The organism is Streptomyces pinistramenti (assembly GCF_020564935.1).
GTDB classification, from domain to species: Bacteria; Actinomycetota; Actinomycetes; order Streptomycetales; family Streptomycetaceae; genus Streptomyces; species Streptomyces pinistramenti.
In genome coordinates, this window is the sequence record NZ_JAJCXB010000011.1 from 138,410 (window position 1) to 157,593 (window position 19,184).

A 19,184-nucleotide genomic window follows, 5' to 3' on the forward strand; every position below is an offset into this window, starting at 1 on the left:
CCAGGCTCGGCAGGGACTTCGCTGAAGTCCCTGCCGGGAACCGGCAGACGATCAGGAGATAGACGTGATCCAGCAGGAGTCGCGACTTCGGGTCGCCGACAACACGGGTGCGAAGGAAATTCTCACCATCCGTGTTCTCGGTGGTTCGGGTCGCCGCTACGCGGGCATCGGTGACGTCATTGTCGCCACCGTGAAGGACGCGATCCCCGGTGGCAACGTGAAGAAGGGTGACGTCGTCAAGGCTGTCATCGTTCGCACCGTCAAGGAGCGCCGCCGTCCGGACGGCTCGTACATCCGCTTCGACGAGAACGCGGCCGTCATCCTCAAGAACGATGGCGACCCCCGCGGCACCCGTATCTTCGGCCCCGTGGGCCGTGAGCTGCGCGAGAAGAAGTTCATGAAGATCATCTCGCTCGCGCCGGAGGTGCTGTAACCGATGAAGATCAAGAAGGGCGACCTGGTCCAGGTCATCACCGGTAAGGACAAGGGCAAGCAGGGCAAGGTCATCGCGGCCTTCCCCCGCGAGGACCGTGTCCTGGTCGAGGGTGTCAACCGGGTCAAGAAGCACACCAAGGCCGGCCAGACCGCTCGCGGTTCGCAGACCGGCGGCATCGTCACGACCGAGGCCCCGATCCACGTCAGCAACGTTCAGCTGGTTGTGGAGAAGGACGGCAACAAGGTTGTCACCCGCGTCGGTTACCGCTTCGACGATGACGGCAACAAGATCCGCGTTGCCAAGCGGACCGGTGAGGACATCTGATGACTGCCACCACCAACGCGCCGCGCCTCAAGCAGCGCTACCGCGAAGAAATCGCCGGAAAGCTGCGTGACGAGTTCTCGTACGAGAACGTCATGCAGATCCCCGGTCTGACCAAGATCGTGGTCAACATGGGTGTGGGCGACGCCGCCCGCGACTCCAAGCTGATCGACGGTGCCATCAAGGACCTCACCACGATCACCGGCCAGAAGCCGGCCGTCACCAAGGCCCGTAAGTCCATCGCGCAGTTCAAGCTGCGCGAGGGCCAGCCGATCGGTGCCCACGTCACCCTCCGTGGTGACCGCATGTGGGAGTTCCTGGACCGCCTGCTGTCGCTCGCGCTGCCGCGCATCCGCGACTTCCGTGGTCTGTCCCCGAAGCAGTTCGACGGCCGGGGCAACTACACCTTCGGTCTCACGGAGCAGGTCATGTTCCACGAGATCGACCAGGACAAGATCGACCGGGTCCGGGGCATGGACATCACCGTGGTGACGACCGCCCAGAACGACGATGAGGGCCGTGCCCTGCTTCGTCACCTCGGCTTCCCGTTCAAGGAGAACTGACCGTGGCGAAGAAGGCCCTGATTGCTAAGGCGGCCCGCAAGCCGAAGTTCGCTGTGCGCGCGTACACGCGTTGCCAGCGCTGCGGCCGGCCGCACTCCGTCTACCGCAAGTTCGGCCTCTGCCGCGTGTGCCTTCGTGAGATGGCTCACCGTGGCGAGCTGCCGGGCGTGACCAAGAGCTCCTGGTAAACCCCTAGTTGGGTTCACCCGGAAGCTCTCGGTAAGCATCCGGTCGGCAGGCGCCCCGCCCTTTGTCCCGTAGGGTAGAAGGGTTGGGCGCCCCGCCGCCCGAGACCGACCGCGGGCACACCGCCCGCATAACGTCGCTTACTACGCCGTAGGTCCCCGCGCCGCACCCGTCCCGACTCTGATCGGGGAGAGGGATGGCGCACATAGGAAACCCCGGCGAGAGAGGCCGAAGGCCAATTCATGACCATGACTGATCCCATCGCAGACATGCTGACCCGTCTGCGTAACGCGAACTCGGCGTACCACGACACCGTCGTGATGCCGCACAGCAAGATCAAGTCGCACATCGCGGAGATCCTCCAGCAGGAGGGCTACATCACCGGCTGGAAGGTCGAGGACGCCGAGGTCGGCAAGAACCTCACCCTCGAGCTGAAGTTCGGCCCGAACCGCGAGCGCTCGATCGCCGGCATCAAGCGGATTTCGAAGCCGGGCCTGCGGGTCTACGCAAAGTCCACCAACCTGCCGAAGGTCCTCGGTGGCCTGGGCGTGGCGATCATCTCCACGTCCCACGGTCTCCTGACCGGTCAGCAGGCCAGCAAGAAGGGCGTGGGTGGGGAAGTCCTCGCCTACGTCTGGTAACCAGGGAACGGAGGAATAGCTAATGTCGCGTATTGGCAAGCTGCCCATCCAGGTTCCCGCTGGTGTGGACGTCACCATCGATGGCCGGACGGTCGCGGTGAAGGGCCCCAAGGGTTCCCTCTCGCACACCGTTTCCGCGCCCATCGAGGTCGCCAAGGGTGAGGACGGTTTCATCACCGTCTCGCGCCCGAACGACGAGCGTCAGAACAAGGCCCTCCACGGCCTGTCCCGCACGCTGGTGGCGAACATGATCACCGGCGTGACCACGGGCTACAGCAAGGCGCTCGAAATCAGCGGTGTCGGCTACCGCGTCCAGGCGAAGGGCTCCAACCTGGAGTTCGCCCTGGGCTACAGCCACCCCATCGTCGTCGAGGCGCCCGAGGGTATCTCCTTCAAGGTCGAGTCCCCGACCAAGCTCAGCGTCGAGGGCATCGACAAGCAGAAGGTCGGCGAGGTTGCGGCGAACATCCGCAAGCTGCGCAAGCCTGACCCGTACAAGGCCAAGGGCGTCAAGTACGCCGGCGAGGTCATCCGCCGCAAGGTCGGAAAGGCTGGTAAGTAAGCCATGGCATACGGTGTGAAGATCGCGAAGGGCAATGCCCGTAAGGGTGCCGCCCTCAAGCGGCGCCACATCCGCATCCGTAAGCGGATTGCGGGTACGCCGGCGCGTCCGCGTCTGGTCGTGACGCGTTCCAACCGCGGCATCACCGCCCAGGTCATCGACGACATCGCGGGCCACACGCTCGCGTCGGCGTCGCACCTGGACGCGTCGATCCGTGGCGGTGAAGGCAGCAAGGGCGACCAGGCCAAGCAGGTCGGTGCCCTGGTCGCTGAGCGCGCCAAGGCCGCCGGCGTCGAGGCCGTCGTGTTCGACCGCGGTGGCAACCAGTACGCCGGGCGCATTGCCGCTCTGGCGGACGCCGCCCGCGAAGCCGGGCTGAAGTTCTAAGCCCCGGTTCCGGAGCTAGCGGACGTAACAGAGAGAGGTAAATCCAATGGCTGGACCCCAGCGCCGCGGAAGCGGTGCCGGTGGCGGCGAGCGGCGGGACCGGAAGGGTCGCGACGGTGGCGCTGCCGCCGAGAAGACCGCATACGTTGAGCGCGTTGTCGCGATCAACCGTGTCGCCAAGGTTGTCAAGGGTGGTCGTCGTTTCAGCTTCACCGCGCTGGTCGTGGTGGGCGACGGTGACGGCACCGTAGGTGTCGGTTACGGCAAGGCCAAGGAAGTTCCGGCTGCCATCGCCAAGGGCGTGGAAGAGGCCAAGAAGAACTTCTTCAAGGTCCCCCGTATCCAGGGCACCATCCCCCACCCCATCCAGGGCGAGAAGGCTGCGGGCGTTGTCCTGCTCAAGCCGGCTTCCCCCGGTACCGGTGTGATCGCCGGTGGCCCGGTGCGCGCCGTTCTGGAGTGCGCGGGCATCCACGATGTCCTGAGCAAGTCGCTCGGTTCGTCGAACCCGATCAACATCGTGCACGCCACGGTGACCGCGCTTCAGGGCCTTCAGCGCCCCGAGGAGATCGCGGCCCGTCGTGGCCTGCCGCTGGAGGACGTTGCTCCCGCAGCCCTGCTGCGTGCGCGTGCCGGGGTGACCGCGTAATGGCGCACCTCAAGATCACGCAGACGAAGTCCTACATCGGCAGCAAGCAGAACCACCGTGACACCCTGCGGTCGCTCGGGCTCAAGCGCCTGAACGACTCGGTTGTCAAGGAGGACCGTCCCGAGTTCCGCGGCATGGTGCAGACCGTCCGCCACCTCGTGACGGTTGAGGAGGTCGACTGACATGGCGGAGCAGAACCCGCTGAAGGTCCACAACCTCCGGCCCGCCCCGGGCGCCAAGACCGCCAAGACCCGTGTGGGTCGTGGTGAGGCGTCCAAGGGTAAGACCGCTGGTCGTGGTACCAAGGGCACGAAGGCCCGTTACCAGGTTCCGGAGCGCTTCGAGGGCGGGCAGATGCCCCTCCACATGCGCCTCCCGAAGCTGAAGGGCTTCAAGAACCCCGCCCACAAGCAGTTCCAGGTCGTGAACCTGGAGAAGCTGGCCGCGCTTTACCCGCAGGGTGGCGAGGTCACGGTGGCCGATCTGGTCGCCAAGGGCGCGGTGCGCAAGAACGAGCTCGTCAAGGTGCTCGGCGCCGGCGAGGTCTCCGTGGCACTGCAGGTGACGGTGGACTCCGTCTCCGGCTCCGCCAAGGAGAAGATTGCCGCTGCCGGCGGCACCGTCACCGAACTCATCTGAGTTCGTTGGTTCAACTGACCGGGGATGCCCATCGTTTGGGGCATCCCCGGTTGGTCGTTCCACGGGGGTACGGTCGCCGGTAAGGTGGCTTGCCGGTGCAGTGTTTTCCTGGGGGAGAGCACCGGACCCCCGCCGTACGGCTCCGGCCGTGCGGCGTTTGGCCACTTTCTATTCGTCGATCCTCAAGACCGTCACCTCTCGCCCACGAGGCGGGAGGCGCAGGAGGCACCGTGCTCACCGCGTTCGCCCGAGCGTTCAAGACGCCCGACCTGCGCAAGAAGCTGCTGTTCACATTGGGCATCATCGTGCTCTACCGGATCGGTGCGCATATCCCGGTCCCCGGGGTGAGCTACGCGAACGTCGAGACCTGCATGAAGCAGGCCGGCGGCAACAGCGGGTTGTTCGCCCTGGTGAACATGTTCAGCGGTGGTGCGCTGCTGCAGATCACGATCTTCGCGCTGGGCATCATGCCGTACATCACGGCGAGCATCATTCTCCAGCTGCTGACCGTGGTCATTCCACGACTGGAGGCCCTCAAGAAAGAGGGGCAGACCGGTCAGGCGAAGATCACCCAGTACACCCGCTATCTGACCGTGGCGCTGGCGATCCTGCAGGGCACCGGCCTGGTGGCCACCGCCCGCAGCGGCGCGCTCTTCAAGGGCTGCCCGGTCGCCAGCGAGATCGTGCCGAGCAACTCCATCTTCACCACCATCACGATGGTCATCACGATGACCGCCGGTACGGCCATGGTCATGTGGCTCGGTGAGCTGGTCACCGACCGCGGTATCGGCAACGGCATGTCCATCCTGATGTTCATCTCGATCGCCGCCGGATTCCCGGGCGCCCTCTGGCAGATCAAGGTCCAGGGCAAGCTGGCCGACGGCTGGATCGAGTTCTTCGCCGTGATCGTCGTGGGTCTTGCCATGGTCGCCCTGGTGGTCTTCGTGGAGCAGGCCCAGCGCCGCATTCCGGTCCAATATGCGAAGCGCATGATCGGTCGCCGTTCCTATGGCGGTACGTCCACGTACATCCCGTTGAAGGTGAACCAGGCGGGTGTGATTCCCGTCATCTTCGCGTCGTCGTTGCTCTACATTCCGGCCCTGGTCGCGCAGTTCAGCGGTTCGACGGCGGGCTGGGCGGAGTGGATCAGCACCAACTTCACCAAGGGCAATCACCCGGTTTACATCGTTACGTACTTCTTGTTGATCGTGTTCTTCGCCTTCTTCTACGTGGCTATCTCCTTCAACCCCGAAGAAGTTGCCGACAACATGAAGAAGTATGGTGGCTTCATCCCGGGCATCCGGGCTGGTCGCCCGACGGCCGAGTACCTCAGCTACGTGCTCAACCGGATCACGTGGCCGGGCTCGCTGTACCTGGGGCTGATCGCTCTCGTGCCAACAGTGGCGTTGGTGCTGTTCAACACGCAACAGAACTTCCCGTTCGGTGGGACGAGCATCCTGATCATCGTGGGTGTGGGTCTGGAGACCGTGAAGCAGATCGAGAGCCAGCTTCAGCAGCGCAACTACGAAGGGTTCCTCCGCTGATGCGAATCGTCCTCGTCGGACCCCCGGGGGCCGGTAAGGGTACGCAGGCTGCGTACCTTGCCAAGAACCTCCAGATCCCGCACATCTCCACGGGCGACCTGTTCCGCGCCAACATCAGCCAGGGCACGCCCCTGGGAGTGCAGGCGAAGTCCTACATGGACGCCGGGAACCTGGTGCCGGACGAGGTCACGATCGGCATGGCCGAGGACCGCCTGGAGCAGTCGGACGCGGCCGGGGGCTTCCTGCTGGACGGGTTCCCGCGGAACCTCAAGCAGGCCGAGGCGCTCGACGGTTACCTCAAGGGCAAGGGCATCGCGCTGGACGCGGTGCTCGACCTGGAGGTCCCCGAGGACGAGGTCGTCAAGCGGATCGCCGGCCGGCGCATCTGCCGCAAGAACTCCGCGCACGTCTTCCACGCCGAGTACAGCAAGCCGAAGACCGAGGGCGTCTGCGACGTCTGCGGCGGCGAGCTGTACCAGCGCGACGACGACCATGAGGACACGGTGCGCAAGCGCCTGGAGGTCTACCACTCGGAGACCGAGCCGATCATCGACTACTACAAGGACCAGGAACTCGTCGTGACGATTCCGGCCCTCGGCAAGGTCGACGAGGTCACCCAGCGGTCCATGACCGCACTGGGTCGCGGCGCGTAAGGCCGCACACACACTCCGGTACGGCCGCGTTGCCCGGCGAGGGCGGCGCGGCCGTATCGTGTATGAGGGGCGGGCGCGCCCGTCCGGCGGTCGGCCGGGCAAAGGACGCAGATGTCGTCATCGTCGGTTCAGGAAGGCGTTATTCGCCATGGTGGAGATCAAGACCCCGGAGCAGATCGCGAAGATGCGCGAGGCGGGGCTGGTGGTCGCCGCCATTCACGCGGCGACCCGTGAGGCCGCGGTGCCGGGCGCGACGACCAAGGATCTGGACGACGTGTCCCGCAAGGTGCTCGCCGCGCACGGCGCCACCTCGAACTTCCTTGGCTACGGCGGCTTTCCGGCGACGGTCTGCACGTCGGTGAACGACGTCGTGGTGCACGGCATCCCCGACACGGAGACGGTCCTGCGGGACGGCGACATCATCTCCATCGACTGCGGCGCCATCATCGACGGCTGGCACGGCGACGCCGCGTACACCGCGTTCGTCGGCACCGGTCACTCCCCGGAGCTGGTCGAGCTGAGCCGGGTGACGGAGGAGTCGATGTGGGCCGGCATCGCGGCCGTCGGCAAGGGCAACCGGCTGGTGGACATCTCCAAGGCGATCGAGGGCTACATCCGCCGGCAGCCGCGCCCCTCGAACGGCAAGTACGGCATCGTCGAGGACTACGGCGGCCACGGCATCGGCTCGCAGATGCACATGGACCCGCACCTGCTGAACTACGTCGACCGCAAGCGCGGCCGCGGCCCGAAGCTGGTGCCGGGCTTCTGCCTCGCGATCGAGCCGATGGTCAACCTCGGTACCGCCAAGACGCACGTGCTGGAGGACGACTGGACGGTCAAGTCGAACGACGGCGGCTGGTCCTCGCACTGGGAGCACTCGGTGGCGCTGACCGAAGAGGGCCCGCTGGTGCTGACCGCGGTGGACGGCGGCAAGGCGAAGCTGGCGGAGCTGGGCATTCAGGCCGCGCCGGATCCGCTCGCGGGCGCCTGATCCGGGGGCCCGGCCGCTGTCCGTCAGGGGCGCGGCGACGGGCCGATGGCGGTGCGGTGGCGTAAGGATCTCCCCGGGTGGGCAATAATCGTGGATTCGTCTTTTCGGTGGCGCTGACGTAGACTGACGCGTCGGCTCTCGTGCATCCGTGTGCCTGCTTCTCGGAGCGGCCCACGCAGGAGAGTTGATCAAGGTAGCCGATTCGAAAGGCGAAGCGTGGCCAAGAAGCAAGGTGCCATCGAGATCGAGGGCACCGTGATCGAGTCTCTGCCGAACGCGATGTTCAAGGTAGAGCTCCAGAACGGTCACAAGGTCCTCGCGCACATCAGCGGCAAGATGCGGATGCACTACATCCGTATTCTCCCGGATGACCGGGTCGTGGTGGAGCTCTCTCCGTACGACCTGACGCGTGGCCGGATCGTCTACCGCTACAAGTAGATCTTGTCGCCGCCCCGCTCCCGTGGGGCGACGGCACTGACCCGGAGAACCTCACACCCATGAAGGTCAAGCCGAGCGTCAAGAAGATCTGCGACAAGTGCAAGGTGATCCGCCGTCACGGCCGGGTCATGGTCATCTGCGACAACCTGCGCCACAAGCAGCGCCAGGGCTGACGCACGCCGACCAACCTGCATTTCGCAGTTTTTCGCGCGACGCACGTAAACACGTACATACGCAGTCACCCGACCCCCGCATCTGTCGCGTGGGGACGACACCCCCGGCTCGGAGGCCGGGGCCCGGCTCGTAATTCAGCAGAGTCTTACGGGAACGGTGCTGCGGAAGACCTCCGAATAGCCATCAGGAGCCACATCAATGGCACGCCTCGCAGGCGTTGATCTCCCGCGTGAAAAGCGCGTGGAGGTCGCCCTCACCTACGTCTTCGGCATCGGGCGCACGCTGTCGCAGCAGACCCTCGCCGCCACCGGCGTGAACCCGGACACCCGGGTCCGCGACCTGGCCGAGGAAGACCTGGTCAAGATCCGCGAGTACGTGGACAACAACCTCAAGACCGAGGGTGACCTCCGTCGCGAGATCCAGGCCGACATCCGCCGCAAGGTCGAGATCGGCTGCTACCAGGGTCTGCGTCACCGTCGTGGCCTTCCGGTCCACGGCCAGCGCACCAGCACGAACGCCCGTACCCGCAAGGGCCCGCGTCGCGCGATTGCCGGCAAGAAGAAGCCGGGCAAGAAGTAGTCCTCAGCAGGACGCACTGTGGCCTCCGGGGGACTTCCCCCTTGGCCCCCCAAGCGGTCTTCGCTGTAGGACCGACCACCTCCACGGGAGTAATGAATGCCTCCGAAGGGCCGTACGGCCGGCGCCAAGAAGGTGCGCCGCAAGGAGAAGAAGAACGTCGCCCACGGGCACGCTCACATCAAGAGCACGTTCAACAACACCATCGTTTCGATCACCGACCCGACCGGCAACGTGATTTCCTGGGCTTCGGCCGGTCACGTGGGCTTCAAGGGTTCGCGTAAGTCGACTCCGTTCGCCGCGCAGATGGCCGCCGAGTCGGCTGCCCGTCGCGCGCAGGAGCACGGCATGCGCAAGGTCGACGTCTTCGTCAAGGGCCCCGGCTCCGGTCGTGAGACCGCGATCCGCTCGCTCCAGGCCACCGGCCTGGAGGTGGGTTCGATCCAGGACGTCACCCCCACTCCGCACAACGGATGCCGCCCGCCCAAGCGTCGCCGCGTCTGACCAGCTGAAGTAGGAGACAAAACAATATGGCGCGTTACACCGGGGCCGACTGCAAGCGTTGCCGTCGGGAGAAGCAGAAGCTCTTCCTCAAGGGGAGCAAGTGCGAGAGCGCAAAGTGCCCGATCGAGATTCGTCCTTACCCCCCGGGTGAGCACGGTCGCGGGCGCACCAAGGACAGCGAGTACCTGCTCCAGCTTCGTGAGAAGCAGAAGTGCAGCCGTATTTACGGTGTCCTTGAGAAGCAGTTCGTGAACTACTACAAGGAAGCGAACCAGAAGACCGGCAAGACCGGTGAGAACCTTCTGCGCATCCTTGAGACCCGCCTCGACAACGTGGTCTACCGGGCCGGCTTCGCCAAGTCCCGCGACCACGCCCGTCAGCTGGTGCGTCACGGACACATCAACGTGAACGGCCGCAAGACCGACATTCCGTCGGCTCGTGTGTCCGCGAACGACATCATCGAGGTCCGCGAGGGCTCCCGGAACCTGACCCCGTTCGCGGTGGCGCAGGCCGAGGCCGGCGAGAGGACCGTTCCGGCGTGGCTGGAAGCGATCCCGTCGAACCTGCGGGTTCTCGTGCACAGCATGCCCGAGCGCCAGGTGATCGACACCCAGGTGCAGGAGCAGCTGATCGTTGAGCTCTACTCCAAGTAAGTAGGGCAGCGGGCTCGGGCGGTACAGGCTCTTCGGAGCCGTACCGCCCGTACCCTTGTGTACAGAGGGCGTCAAATAGCGGGCGCCCACGACTGAAGGATGCACACATGCTTATCGCTCAGCGTCCGTCGCTGACCGAAGAGGTCGTCGACGAGTACCGTTCGCGGTTCGTGATCGAGCCGCTGGAGCCGGGCTTCGGTTACACCCTCGGCAACTCCCTGCGTCGTACGCTCCTCTCCTCGATTCCGGGTGCGGCGGTCACGTCCATCCGTATCGACGGCGTCCTGCACGAGTTCACCACCGTGCCGGGTGTCAAGGAGGACGTCACCGACCTCATCCTGAACATCAAGCAGCTGGTCGTTTCCAGCGAGCACGACGAGCCCGTGGTCATGTACCTGCGCAAGCAGGGCCCCGGTCTGGTCACCGCCGCGGACATCGCCCCGCCGGCCGGTGTCGAGGTCCACAACCCCGACCTGGTCCTCGCCACGCTCAACGGCAAGGGCAAGCTGGAGATGGAGCTGACCGTCGAGCGCGGTCGCGGCTACGTCTCCGCCGTCCAGAACAAGCAGGTGGGCCAGGAGATCGGCCGGATTCCGGTCGACTCCATCTACTCGCCGGTGCTCAAGGTCACGTACAAGGTCGAGGCGACCCGTGTCGAGCAGCGCACCGACTTCGACAAGCTGATCGTCGACGTCGAGACCAAGCAGGCCATGCGGCCGCGTGACGCCATGGCGTCGGCCGGTAAGACCCTGGTCGAGCTGTTCGGCCTGGCGCGCGAGCTGAACATCGACGCCGAGGGCATCGACATGGGCCCGTCGCCGACGGACGCCGCGCTCGCCGCCGATCTGGCGCTGCCGATCGAGGAGCTGGAGCTGACGGTCCGCTCCTACAACTGCCTCAAGCGCGAGGGCATCCACTCGGTGGGCGAGCTGGTGGCCCGCTCCGAGGCGGACCTGCTCGACATCCGCAACTTCGGCGCGAAGTCGATCGACGAGGTCAAGGCGAAGCTGGCCGGCATGGGCCTGGCGCTCAAGGACAGCCCGCCCGGATTCGACCCGACCGCCGCCGCCGACGCCTTCGGCGCCGACGACGACGCGGACGCCGGTTTCGTGGAGACCGAGCAGTACTGAGTCGTACGGCCGGGCCCGGGGTACGTCCCCGGGCCCGGCCGCATGAAATCTTCCGCGGGGCGGCCGCCTCGTGGGAACTGACACCGGTACCTGATACGGCCGGTGCAGCAATGAAGGAGAAACACCATGCCGAAGCCCGCCAAGGGTGCCCGTCTGGGCGGCAGCGCTGCGCACGAGCGTCTGATGCTGCGCAACCTGGCCACCGCGCTCTTCGAGCACGGCCGCATCACGACGACCGAGGCCAAGGCCCGTCGTCTGCGCCCGTACGCCGAGCGTCTGGTGACCAAGGCGAAGAAGGGTGACCTTCACAACCGCCGCCAGGTCATGCAGCTCATCTCGGACAAGAGCATCGTGCACACGCTCTTCACCGAGGTCGGCCCGCGGTTCGAGAACCGTCCGGGTGGCTACACCCGCATCACCAAGATCGGTAACCGCCGTGGCGACAACGCTCCCATGGCCGTCATCGAGCTGGTGGAGGCCCTGACCGTGGCCCAGCAGGCCACCGGTGAGGCCGAGGCCGCCACCAAGCGTGCGGTCAAGGAAGACGCGCTGAAGAAGGACGAGGCCGCCGAGGCCAAGGCCGCCGAGGTGCCGGCCGAGGAGTCCAAGGACGCCTGAGGCCGCTGAGTCTGCGGACGGGTCCGTTCCCTTCGGGGAGCGGGCCCGTTCCGTTTGTCCGCTCTGAGAGGATCGATGCGTGAGCGATGAGGTGGAGCCCGGGTGCGTCCGGGTGCGGCTGGATCTTTCGTACGACGGCAAGGACTTCTCCGGCTGGGCGAAGCAGCGCGAGAGGCGCACCGTCCAGGGGGAGTTGGAGACCGCGCTGCGGACGGTGACCCGGTCGGACGAGACGTTCGAGCTGACCGTCGCCGGGCGGACCGATGCCGGGGTGCACGCGCGCGGTCAGGTGGCGCACGTGGATCTGCCGGAGGCGGTGTGGGCCGAGCACGGCGAGCGGCTGCTGCGCCGGCTGGCCGGGCGGCTGCCGAAGGACGTACGGGTGTGGCGGGTCGCCGAGGCGCCGTACGGCTTCAACGCGCGGTTCTCGGCGATCTGGCGGCGGTACGCGTACCGGGTGACCGATCACCCCGGGGGCGTCGATCCGCTGCTGCGCGGCCATGTGCTGTGGCACGACTGGGAGTTGGACGTCGAGGCGATGAACGCGGCCTCGCAGGCGCTGCTGGGCGAGCACGACTTCGCGGCGTACTGCAAGCGGCGGGAGGGGGCGACGACGATCCGTACGCTCCAGGAGCTGAGCTGGGTGCGGGACGCGGCCGGGGTGCTGACCGGGACGGTGCGGGCCGACGCGTTCTGCCACAACATGGTGCGTTCGCTGGTGGGCGCGCTGCTGTTCGTCGGCGACGGGCACCGGCCGGTGGAATGGCCGGGCAAGGTGCTGGCGGCGGGGGTGCGGGACTCGGCGGTGCATGTGGTGCGGCCGCACGGGCTGACGCTCGAAGAGGTCGGCTATCCGGCCGACGAGCTGCTGATGGCGCGCAATCTGGAGGCGCGCAACAAGCGGACGCTGCCGGGGGCCGGCTGCTGCTGAGGCGCCGGGGCGGGGCGGCAGGCGGCCGCCCCGCACGCCGGGCTCAGGAGTGGGTGGCCTGCTCCTGGGCGGCCTTCGCCGCCTGGTACTTGCCGCGCTGGATGATCCGGGCGAACGCGTAGGACTCGCCGTCCCTGCCGATCTGTATCACCGGGGCGGAGGCGCCGGTGGTGCGCTTGCCGTCGAGGTAGCCGGAGATCGTGAAGTAGGCGTAGCGGCCGGTGGCGTTGGTCGTCATCCGGCAGGCCGTGCCGCGGCAGAAGGACCCGCCGACATCGCCGCCGGCCAGCGGGGCGAGGTTGTTGGGGGCCTTGTCCTTGACGTGGGCGGCGGCCGCGGGGGAGTCGAAGGCCGCGACGCCGACCGTGACCGCGACGCCGTCCTTGGCGTACGTGGCGCGCAGCAGGGACGTGCAGCCGCTGTGTTTGAGCAGCGAGCCGAGTGCGCCCTGGGCGGCTTCGGTGCAGTCCTTGGAGGCGGCGGTCGCGGCGCGCGGGTAGGTGTGGTCGCCGATGACCATCTTCTTGTCCGGGAAGAGGGTGGCGGGTGTGAAGGGCGCCTTGTCCTTCTTCGGGTCGCTGATGTAGTCCCGCGGGTTCGGCGGCGGCGGGACGGAGACGTCGGAGAAGGACGGGTGCGGTGCGTCCGGTTCGATGGCCGAGCCCGATGCGGAGCCGTGCGCCGTCGGCTTGGCGTCGGAGCCGCCGCTGTTGCTGCTGACCACCGCGGCGGCGACGATGCCCGCCACGACGACGGTGGCCAGGGCGCCGCCGCCGATCAGCAGCCAGCGCTTTCGCTTGGCGCCCGCTTCGCTCTCCTCGGCCAGCGCTTCCCAGTCCGGGGTGGAACCGGTTCCCCCGGGGCCGTCGAACGGCCCCCCATGCCCAAAGCTCATGCCGCGCATCCTAATCCGCTTGGGGAAATCGGCGGTCTCCGGTGACAATCCGCTTCATGGGACATGTGGAGGCCGGGCATCTGGAGTACTACCTGCCGGACGGGAGGGTCCTGCTCGGGGACGTCTCCTTCCGGGTGGGGGAAGGGGCCTCGGTCGCGTTGGTGGGGGCCAACGGCGCGGGCAAGACGACGCTGCTGCGGCTGATCGCGGGGGAGTTGCAGCCGCATGGCGGTGCGGTCACGGTCAGCGGCGGGCTCGGCGTGATGCCGCAGTTCGTCGGCTCGGTACGGGACGAGCGTACGGTGCGCGATCTGCTGGTGTCGGTGGCCCAGCCGCGGCTGCGCCAGGCGGCCGCCGCGGTGGACGAGGCCGAGCACGCGATCATGACGGTGGACGACGAGGCCGCGCAGATGCGCTACGCGCAGGCGCTCAGCGACTGGGCGGAGGCGCACGGCTACGAAGCCGAGACGGCCTGGGACATCTGCACCATGGCGGCGCTGGGGATGCCGTACGAGAAGGCGCAGTGGCGGCAGGTGCGCACGCTGTCCGGCGGCGAGCAGAAGCGGCTGGTCCTGGAGTCGCTGTTGCGTGGCAACGACGAGGTGCTGCTGCTGGACGAGCCGGACAACTATCTGGACGTGCCGGGCAAGCGCTGGCTTGAGGAGCGGCTGCGCGAGACGAAGAAGACGGTGCTGTTCGTCAGCCACGACCGGGAGCTGCTGGCGCGGGCCGCCGACAAGATCGTCAGCGTCGAGCCGGGGCCCGCCGGGTCGGACGTCTGGGTGCACGGCGGCGGCTTCGCGACGTACCACGAGGCGCGCAAGGAGCGGTTCGCGCGCTTCGAGGAGCTGCGGCGGCGCTGGGACGAGAAGCACGAGCAGCTGAAGAAGCTGGTGCGCAATCTGCGCCAGGCCGCGGAGAACAGCCACGAGCTGGCCTCGCGCTACCACGCGGCGCAGACCAGGCTGCGCAAGTTCGAGGAGCTGGGCCCGCCGCCGGAGCCGCCGCGTGAGCAGGACATCACGATGCGGCTCCAGGGCGGCCGGACGGGCGTGCGCGCGATCACCTGCGAGGGCCTGGAGCTGACCGGCCTGATGCGGCCGTTCGACCTGGAGATCTTTTACGGCGAGCGGGTCGCGGTGCTGGGGTCCAACGGCTCGGGCAAGTCGCACTTCCTGCGGCTGCTGGCCGGGGACACCGGGAATCCGGTCGCGCACTCCGGCGCCTGGAAGCTGGGCGCGCGGGTGGTTCCCGGGCACTTCGCGCAGACGCACGCGCATCCCGAGCTGCTGGGCCGCACCCTGCTGGACATCCTGTGGACCGAGCACGCCAAGGACCGCGGCAAGGCGATGAGCGCGCTGCGCAGGTACGAGCTGGAGCGGCAGGCGGAGCAGCGCTTCGAGCGGCTCTCGGGCGGCCAGCAGGCCCGTTTCCAGATCCTGCTGCTGGCGCTGGCGGGCGCGACCGCGCTGCTGCTGGACGAGCCGACGGACAACCTCGACCTGGAGAGCGCCGAGGCGCTGCAGGAGGGCCTTGAGGCGTACGACGGGACGGTGGTGGCGGTGACGCACGACCGGTGGTTCGCGCGGTCCTTCGACCGGTATCTGGTCTTCGGGTCGGACGGCCTGGTGCGGGAGACGGCGGAGCCGGTGTGGGACGAGCGGCGGGTGGAGCGGGCGCGGTAGGCGCCGGGTCCGGCCCGGTTCGCCCGGCGCGTTTTGACCCGGCTGGGTGCAGGCCGGTATTCTGCTGGTTCGTTATGCGTATTGGCTTGCTCTATCTCACGTGAGGGGCCCTTACGCCGGCCACCGGGCCGATGAACCAGCGGCGGACGATCGGGTTGCGTCACCCGTAGTGCTGCCAGTGCTGGTGCGATCGACCGGGTGTCCAGTACAGGACCCCGTCCTCCGGACCCTCGCGGGTACGGGGTGACCCCATCACTGAAGAAGCGAAGGCTACGACCGTGCGTACGTTCAGCCCCAAGCCCGGCGATGTCCAGCGCCAGTGGCACATCATTGACGCGCAGGACGTTGTCCTGGGCCGTCTGGCCACCCAGGCCGCGTCCCTCCTGAGGGGCAAGCACAAGCCGGTGTACGCGCCGCACGTTGACATGGGTGACTTCGTCATCATCGTCAACGCCGACAAGGTGCACCTGTCCGGTAACAAGCGGAGCCAGAAGATGGCCTACCGTCACTCGGGTTTCCCGGGTGGTCTGCGGTCCGTCCGCTACGACGAGCTGCTCGACAAGAACCCCGAGAAGGCCGTCGAGAAGGCCATCAAGGGCATGCTCCCCAAGAACACCCTCGGCCGTCAGATGCTCTCGAAGCTGAAGGTCTACGCGGGCGCCGAGCACCCGCACGCTGCGCAGCAGCCGGTCCCGTTCGAGATCACCCAGGTCGCGCAGTAAGTCCGGCCACCCCCTAAGACGAAAAGAATCTGAGGAGCATCGTGGCCGAGACCACTCCCGAGACCCCCGTCATCGAGAACGACGAGGCGGCCGTCGAGGAATACACCACCGAGACCGAGGTCGTGGAGGGTGAGTACACCTCCGAGTCCCTCGCCTCCCGCTTCGGCGACCCGCAGCCGGCTGCCGGCCTGGGCCGTCGCAAGAACGCCATCGCCCGCGTCCGGATCGTTCCGGGCACCGGTCAGTGGAAGATCAACGGTCGCACCCTTGAGGGTTACTTCCCCAACAAGGTGCACCAGCAGGAAGTCAACGAGCCCTTCAAGGTGCTCGAACTGGACAACCGCTACGACGTGGTTGCCCGCATCTCCGGCGGCGGCATCTCCGGCCAGGCCGGTGCGCTGCGTCTGGGCGTCGCCCGTGCGCTGAACGAGGCGGACGTCGAGAACAACCGCGGCACGCTGAAGAAGGCCGGCTTCCTCAAGCGCGACGACCGTGCGGTCGAGCGCAAGAAGGCCGGTCTGAAGAAGGCCCGCAAGGCGCCGCAGTACAGCAAGCGCTAAGCGCGCTCGCTGCGACATGCAGCACTTGGCGAACGCCCCGGTGGCACTTTCCGTGCTGCCGGGGCGTTCGGCTATCCGGGGCCGGGGCGTATATCTGGACGCCGGGGGCGTATACCTGGATTCCACACTCTGGACCAAGCTCAGATACTCGGAGGACACCAGTGGGACGACTCTTCGGAACGGACGGGGTGCGCGGTGTCGCCAATGCGGATCTGACGGCGGAGCTGGCGCTCGGTCTGTCGGTCGCTGCGGCGCACGTACTCGCAGAGGCGGGCACGTTCGAGGGGCACCGGCCGGTGGCCGTGGTCGGGCGAGATCCGCGGGCGTCCGGTGAGTTCCTGGAGTCCGCGGTGGTGGCGGGCCTGGCCAGCGCCGGTGTGGACGTGCTGCGGGTGGGCGTGCTGCCGACCCCGGCGGTGGCGTATCTGACCGGGTCGCTCGGTGCGGACCTCGGTGTGATGCTCTCCGCCAGCCACAATCCGATGCCCGACAACGGCATCAAGTTCTTCGCCCGCGGCGGTCACAAGCTCGCCGACGAGCTGGAGAACCGCATCGAGCAGACCTACCGCGGGCACCGCGCGGGCGAGCCCTGGGAGCGTCCCACCGGGGCGGGTGTCGGCCGGGTCACCGTCTACGACGAGGGCTTCGACAACTACGTCGCGCATCTCGTCGGCGTCCTCCCCAACCGCCTGGACGGCCTGAAGATCGTCATCGACGGTGCGCACGGCGCGGCGGCGCGGGTCTCGCCCGAGGCGTTCGCGCGGGCCGGCGCCGACGTCGTCACCATCGGCACCGACCCCGACGGCCTGAACATCAACGACGGCTGCGGCTCCACCCACCTGGGCCTGCTGCGCGCCGCGGTCGTCGAGCACGGCGCCGATCTGGGGGTGGCGCACGACGGTGACGCGGACCGCTGCCTGGCCGTGGACCGGGCGGGCAACGAGATCGACGGCGACCAGATCCTGGCCGTGCTGGCGCTCGGTATGCGGGAGTCCGGTGCGCTGCGCAAGAACACCGTCGTCGCCACCGTCATGTCCAACCTGGGCTTCAAGCTGGCGATGGAGCGCGAGGGCATCGACTTCGTGGCGACCGCGGTCGGCGACCGGTACGTCCTGGAGGCGATGAAGGCGAACGGCTTCGCGCTGGGCGGCGAGCAGTCCGGGCACGTCATCGTGCTGGATCACGCCACCACCGGGGACGGCACGCTGACCGGCCTGATGCTCGCGGCCCGGGTCGCGGCGACCGGCCGTCCGCTCGACGAGCTGGCCGGGGTCATGGAGCGGCTGCCGCAGGTGCTGATCAACGTCCCCGACGTCGACAAGTCGCGGGTCACGACCTCGCCCGCGCTGACCGCCGCGGTCGCCGAGGCGGAGCGTGAGCTGGGCGCGACCGGGCGGGTGCTGCTGCGGCCCTCCGGTACGGAGCCGCTGGTGCGGGTGATGGTGGAGGCCGCCGACATCGAGCAGGCCCGCGCGGTCGCCGAGCGGCTGGCGGACGCGGTGAAGTCGGCGCTGGGCTGATCCGGCGGGCCGGACGCTGTACCGAAGGGCCTTCCTTCCCCGGGCGGGGGAGGAAGGCCCTTTGTGCTGCCGGGAGTTGACCTGGTGTCAGGCCGCGGGGCCGTAGCCGGTGCAGGTGGGACGGAAGTGCGGGTCGGCGGGGCCGAGCGCGTTCATGACGTTCTGCAGGGCGGGGCTGTCCAGGAAGAGGCCCGCATGTCCGACCTTGTCGTCGGGGCACTGGTCCTGGAGGAGGACGTCGGTCACGCCTTCGCCGTGCAGGAAGGCGTTGGTGTAGGGCGTGACGACCTTGTCCTGCCGGGTCTGGATGACGACGTAGCGGACGCCGGGCACGGTGTCGCCGTCCTTCCACAGGGCGTTCTGGAAGTCCGATCCGGCCGCCTGCTGCTTGAGCGCGGTCAGCCCCGTGACGTCGAGGAAGCTGTTGACGAAGCCGAGTGCGTTCATCGTGCTGCCGAGGCCGACCAGGCCGTCGAGGGTGGTGCCGTGGTTGCTCGGCGCGATGCCGACCAGGGTGCGGACCTTTGCGGCGCCGCCCAGCCGCTTGAGGTACTGATTCGGCATCATGCCGCCCTGCGAGTGGCCGACCACGTCGACCTTGTCGGCGCCGGTGGCGGCGAGCACCTTGTCGACGAAGGCGCCGAGGGCCTTGGCCGAGTCGCCGATGTCGGCCAGCCCGCCGATCCGGCCCATCGACAGGTGGTTCATGCCGTAGTTGAGGGTGTAGACGCAGTAGCCCTCGTTGGCGAGCATCGGGGCGAGCGCGACCCAGTTGGCTCCGGAGTTGGCGAAGGTGCCGTGGGTGAGGACGACCGGCCGGGGGTGGCGCGCGGTGGGCTTGCACGTCCAGTCGTTGGCGCCGTCGACCGTGTCCGGGCGGGCGAGGAAATTGTGTACGGCGGTGCCGAGGTCGCCCACGGGGTACGGGGGTCCGTCGACGGTGGCGGGCCGTGCGGTCGGGGGGGCGGGCGTGGCCTGGGCGGTGCCGGTGGCGGCGAGGGGGGCGGCGCCCAGGCACAGGGCGGTGCCGGCGGCGAGGGCCCAGCGGCGCAGTGGGCGGCGGCGCGCGGGGGTGCGTTTCATGGGGCCTCCAGGTGGGGGGTGGGCAGGCCGGGTCCTGGCGTGCCGGGGAGCCCGGCGGACTGCTAACGAGGGGGTGCGCCGGAGGGGTTCGGGGCAGGCCGGATGGCGGCGGGGGTGCGTCCG

27 protein-coding genes are annotated in these 19,184 nt (G+C 67.9%); 25 read left to right on the forward strand and 2 right to left on the reverse strand.

Translation table 11 applies throughout. The annotated features are described in order from the left end of the window. The first annotated feature begins 64 nt into the window (after nucleotides 1-64). The 21 genes from rplN (at nucleotide 65) to truA (ending at nucleotide 12,596) form a co-directional block, all read left to right on the forward strand. Nucleotides 65-433 carry a 50S ribosomal protein L14 gene (rplN, locus tag LIU39_RS11240; protein WP_003974257.1) on the forward strand — a complete coding sequence of 123 codons (369 nt, stop codon included), beginning with the start codon at nucleotides 65-67 and terminating at the stop codon, nucleotides 431-433. A gap of 3 nt (nucleotides 434-436) precedes the next feature. Continuing rightward, a complete protein-coding gene (rplX, locus tag LIU39_RS11245) occupies nucleotides 437-760 on the forward strand; it encodes a 50S ribosomal protein L24 (protein ID WP_227046487.1) in 324 nt (107 codons plus the stop codon). Continuing rightward, on the forward strand, nucleotides 760-1,320 hold the full coding sequence (gene rplE, locus LIU39_RS11250; protein ID WP_227046488.1) for a 50S ribosomal protein L5: 561 nt from the start codon (nucleotides 760-762) through the stop codon (nucleotides 1,318-1,320). Before rplX ends, rplE begins: the two co-directional genes overlap by 1 nt. Nucleotides 1,321-1,322: 2 nt before the next feature. Beyond that, complete coding sequence (locus tag LIU39_RS11255) at nucleotides 1,323-1,508, forward strand: type Z 30S ribosomal protein S14 (protein WP_004571834.1); 186 nt, start codon at nucleotides 1,323-1,325, stop codon at nucleotides 1,506-1,508. A 240-nt stretch (nucleotides 1,509-1,748) separates the two neighbouring features. Beyond that, entirely contained in the window at nucleotides 1,749-2,147 is a 399-nt protein-coding gene (rpsH, locus tag LIU39_RS11260; RefSeq protein ID WP_227046489.1) for a 30S ribosomal protein S8, read from the forward strand. Between the two features lie 22 nt (nucleotides 2,148-2,169). Further along, entirely contained in the window at nucleotides 2,170-2,709 is a 540-nt protein-coding gene (gene rplF, locus LIU39_RS11265) for a 50S ribosomal protein L6 (RefSeq protein ID WP_227046490.1), read from the forward strand. 3 nt (nucleotides 2,710-2,712) lie between these two features. Then, nucleotides 2,713-3,096, forward strand: coding sequence for a 50S ribosomal protein L18 (gene rplR / locus LIU39_RS11270; RefSeq protein ID WP_227046491.1), 384 nt, complete (start codon nucleotides 2,713-2,715; stop codon nucleotides 3,094-3,096). A 46-nt stretch (nucleotides 3,097-3,142) separates the two neighbouring features. Then, entirely contained in the window at nucleotides 3,143-3,745 is a 603-nt protein-coding gene (rpsE, locus tag LIU39_RS11275) for a 30S ribosomal protein S5 (RefSeq protein WP_006604888.1), read from the forward strand. Continuing rightward, entirely contained in the window at nucleotides 3,745-3,927 is a 183-nt protein-coding gene (gene rpmD / locus LIU39_RS11280; RefSeq protein ID WP_227046492.1) for a 50S ribosomal protein L30, read from the forward strand. Before rpsE ends, rpmD begins: the two co-directional genes overlap by 1 nt. Before the next feature lies 1 nt (nucleotide 3,928). Further along, a complete protein-coding gene (gene rplO, locus LIU39_RS11285) occupies nucleotides 3,929-4,384 on the forward strand; it encodes a 50S ribosomal protein L15 (protein ID WP_227046493.1) in 456 nt (151 codons plus the stop codon). 230 nt (nucleotides 4,385-4,614) lie between these two features. Continuing rightward, nucleotides 4,615-5,928, forward strand: coding sequence for a preprotein translocase subunit SecY (gene secY / locus LIU39_RS11290; RefSeq protein ID WP_227046494.1), 1,314 nt, complete (start codon nucleotides 4,615-4,617; stop codon nucleotides 5,926-5,928). Continuing rightward, the gene (locus tag LIU39_RS11295) at nucleotides 5,928-6,581 is read left to right on the forward strand and encodes an adenylate kinase (protein ID WP_227046495.1); all 654 of its coding nucleotides are present in this window, start codon (nucleotides 5,928-5,930) and stop codon (nucleotides 6,579-6,581) included. Before secY ends, LIU39_RS11295 begins: the two co-directional genes overlap by 1 nt. A 148-nt stretch (nucleotides 6,582-6,729) precedes the next feature. Beyond that, on the forward strand, nucleotides 6,730-7,572 hold the full coding sequence (map, locus tag LIU39_RS11300) for a type I methionyl aminopeptidase (RefSeq protein ID WP_227046496.1): 843 nt from the start codon (nucleotides 6,730-6,732) through the stop codon (nucleotides 7,570-7,572). A gap of 216 nt (nucleotides 7,573-7,788) precedes the next feature. Next, nucleotides 7,789-8,010 (forward strand): translation initiation factor IF-1, encoded by a 222-nt coding sequence (gene infA, locus LIU39_RS11305; RefSeq protein WP_003956442.1) that lies wholly within the window; start codon nucleotides 7,789-7,791, stop codon nucleotides 8,008-8,010. Nucleotides 8,011-8,069: 59 nt separating this feature from the next. After that, nucleotides 8,070-8,183, forward strand: coding sequence for a 50S ribosomal protein L36 (gene rpmJ / locus LIU39_RS11310; protein ID WP_003956441.1), 114 nt, complete (start codon nucleotides 8,070-8,072; stop codon nucleotides 8,181-8,183). A 199-nt stretch (nucleotides 8,184-8,382) separates the two neighbouring features. Next, nucleotides 8,383-8,763: a 30S ribosomal protein S13 gene (gene rpsM, locus LIU39_RS11315; protein WP_006604894.1), complete on the forward strand. Its 381-nt coding sequence runs from the start codon at nucleotides 8,383-8,385 to the stop codon at nucleotides 8,761-8,763. A gap of 96 nt (nucleotides 8,764-8,859) precedes the next feature. Then, nucleotides 8,860-9,264, forward strand: coding sequence for a 30S ribosomal protein S11 (gene rpsK, locus LIU39_RS11320; RefSeq protein ID WP_004571845.1), 405 nt, complete (start codon nucleotides 8,860-8,862; stop codon nucleotides 9,262-9,264). 26 nt (nucleotides 9,265-9,290) lie between these two features. Further along, nucleotides 9,291-9,917 (forward strand): 30S ribosomal protein S4, encoded by a 627-nt coding sequence (gene rpsD / locus LIU39_RS11325; RefSeq protein WP_227046497.1) that lies wholly within the window; start codon nucleotides 9,291-9,293, stop codon nucleotides 9,915-9,917. A 107-nt stretch (nucleotides 9,918-10,024) separates the two neighbouring features. Beyond that, a complete protein-coding gene (locus LIU39_RS11330; RefSeq protein WP_003956430.1) occupies nucleotides 10,025-11,047 on the forward strand; it encodes a DNA-directed RNA polymerase subunit alpha in 1,023 nt (340 codons plus the stop codon). A gap of 126 nt (nucleotides 11,048-11,173) precedes the next feature. Continuing rightward, on the forward strand, nucleotides 11,174-11,665 hold the full coding sequence (rplQ, locus tag LIU39_RS11335; RefSeq protein WP_227046498.1) for a 50S ribosomal protein L17: 492 nt from the start codon (nucleotides 11,174-11,176) through the stop codon (nucleotides 11,663-11,665). Nucleotides 11,666-11,744: 79 nt separating this feature from the next. Further along, entirely contained in the window at nucleotides 11,745-12,596 is an 852-nt protein-coding gene (truA, locus tag LIU39_RS11340) for a tRNA pseudouridine(38-40) synthase TruA (protein WP_227046499.1), read from the forward strand. A gap of 43 nt (nucleotides 12,597-12,639) precedes the next feature. On the opposite strand, the gene LIU39_RS11345 is transcribed toward truA, so the two are convergent. After that, complete coding sequence (locus LIU39_RS11345) at nucleotides 12,640-13,491, reverse strand: hypothetical protein (protein ID WP_227046500.1); 852 nt, start codon at nucleotides 13,489-13,491, stop codon at nucleotides 12,640-12,642. A gap of 56 nt (nucleotides 13,492-13,547) precedes the next feature. Between LIU39_RS11345 and LIU39_RS11350 the strand changes: the two genes are divergently transcribed. The 4 genes from LIU39_RS11350 (at nucleotide 13,548) to glmM (ending at nucleotide 17,978) form a co-directional block, all read left to right on the forward strand. After that, nucleotides 13,548-15,176, forward strand: coding sequence for an ABC-F family ATP-binding cassette domain-containing protein (locus LIU39_RS11350; RefSeq protein WP_227046501.1), 1,629 nt, complete (start codon nucleotides 13,548-13,550; stop codon nucleotides 15,174-15,176). Nucleotides 15,177-15,454: 278 nt separating this feature from the next. Beyond that, nucleotides 15,455-15,898 carry a 50S ribosomal protein L13 gene (rplM, locus tag LIU39_RS11355; RefSeq protein WP_227046502.1) on the forward strand — a complete coding sequence of 148 codons (444 nt, stop codon included), beginning with the start codon at nucleotides 15,455-15,457 and terminating at the stop codon, nucleotides 15,896-15,898. 41 nt (nucleotides 15,899-15,939) lie between these two features. Next, on the forward strand, nucleotides 15,940-16,458 hold the full coding sequence (rpsI, locus tag LIU39_RS11360) for a 30S ribosomal protein S9 (protein ID WP_227046503.1): 519 nt from the start codon (nucleotides 15,940-15,942) through the stop codon (nucleotides 16,456-16,458). Nucleotides 16,459-16,619: 161 nt separating this feature from the next. Continuing rightward, nucleotides 16,620-17,978, forward strand: a complete 1,359-nt coding sequence (gene glmM, locus LIU39_RS11365; RefSeq protein ID WP_227046504.1) for a phosphoglucosamine mutase — start codon at nucleotides 16,620-16,622, stop codon at nucleotides 17,976-17,978. An 87-nt stretch (nucleotides 17,979-18,065) separates the two neighbouring features. Here the strand turns inward: glmM and LIU39_RS11370 are convergent, their stop codons facing one another. Then, nucleotides 18,066-19,061, reverse strand: a complete 996-nt coding sequence (locus LIU39_RS11370; RefSeq protein WP_227046505.1) for an esterase/lipase family protein — start codon at nucleotides 19,059-19,061, stop codon at nucleotides 18,066-18,068. Nucleotides 19,062-19,184: the final 123 nt, after the last annotated feature.

What these genes read in the sequence shown, in the direction of transcription:
- rplX (WP_227046487.1), top strand. Translation starts at nt 437, where the DNA reads ATGAAGATCAAGAAGGGCGACCTGGTCCAGGTCATCACCGGTAAGGAC.
- rplE (WP_227046488.1), top strand. Translation starts at nt 760, where the DNA reads ATGACTGCCACCACCAACGCGCCGCGCCTCAAGCAGCGCTACCGCGAA.
- rpsH (WP_227046489.1), top strand. Translation starts at nt 1,749, where the DNA reads ATGACCATGACTGATCCCATCGCAGACATGCTGACCCGTCTGCGTAAC.
- rplF (WP_227046490.1), top strand. Translation starts at nt 2,170, where the DNA reads ATGTCGCGTATTGGCAAGCTGCCCATCCAGGTTCCCGCTGGTGTGGAC.
- rplR (WP_227046491.1), top strand. Translation starts at nt 2,713, where the DNA reads ATGGCATACGGTGTGAAGATCGCGAAGGGCAATGCCCGTAAGGGTGCC.
- rpsE (WP_006604888.1), top strand. Translation starts at nt 3,143, where the DNA reads ATGGCTGGACCCCAGCGCCGCGGAAGCGGTGCCGGTGGCGGCGAGCGG.
- rpmD (WP_227046492.1), top strand. Translation starts at nt 3,745, where the DNA reads ATGGCGCACCTCAAGATCACGCAGACGAAGTCCTACATCGGCAGCAAG.
- rplO (WP_227046493.1), top strand. Translation starts at nt 3,929, where the DNA reads ATGGCGGAGCAGAACCCGCTGAAGGTCCACAACCTCCGGCCCGCCCCG.
- LIU39_RS11295 (WP_227046495.1), top strand. Translation starts at nt 5,928, where the DNA reads ATGCGAATCGTCCTCGTCGGACCCCCGGGGGCCGGTAAGGGTACGCAG.
- map (WP_227046496.1), top strand. Translation starts at nt 6,730, where the DNA reads ATGGTGGAGATCAAGACCCCGGAGCAGATCGCGAAGATGCGCGAGGCG.
- rpmJ (WP_003956441.1), top strand. Translation starts at nt 8,070, where the DNA reads ATGAAGGTCAAGCCGAGCGTCAAGAAGATCTGCGACAAGTGCAAGGTG.
- rpsM (WP_006604894.1), top strand. Translation starts at nt 8,383, where the DNA reads ATGGCACGCCTCGCAGGCGTTGATCTCCCGCGTGAAAAGCGCGTGGAG.
- rpsK (WP_004571845.1), top strand. Translation starts at nt 8,860, where the DNA reads ATGCCTCCGAAGGGCCGTACGGCCGGCGCCAAGAAGGTGCGCCGCAAG.
- rpsD (WP_227046497.1), top strand. Translation starts at nt 9,291, where the DNA reads ATGGCGCGTTACACCGGGGCCGACTGCAAGCGTTGCCGTCGGGAGAAG.
- LIU39_RS11330 (WP_003956430.1), top strand. Translation starts at nt 10,025, where the DNA reads ATGCTTATCGCTCAGCGTCCGTCGCTGACCGAAGAGGTCGTCGACGAG.
- rplQ (WP_227046498.1), top strand. Translation starts at nt 11,174, where the DNA reads ATGCCGAAGCCCGCCAAGGGTGCCCGTCTGGGCGGCAGCGCTGCGCAC.
- LIU39_RS11345 (WP_227046500.1), bottom strand. Translation starts at nt 13,491, where the DNA reads ATGAGCTTTGGGCATGGGGGGCCGTTCGACGGCCCCGGGGGAACCGGT.
- LIU39_RS11350 (WP_227046501.1), top strand. Translation starts at nt 13,548, where the DNA reads ATGGGACATGTGGAGGCCGGGCATCTGGAGTACTACCTGCCGGACGGG.
- LIU39_RS11370 (WP_227046505.1), bottom strand. Translation starts at nt 19,061, where the DNA reads ATGAAACGCACCCCCGCGCGCCGCCGCCCACTGCGCCGCTGGGCCCTC.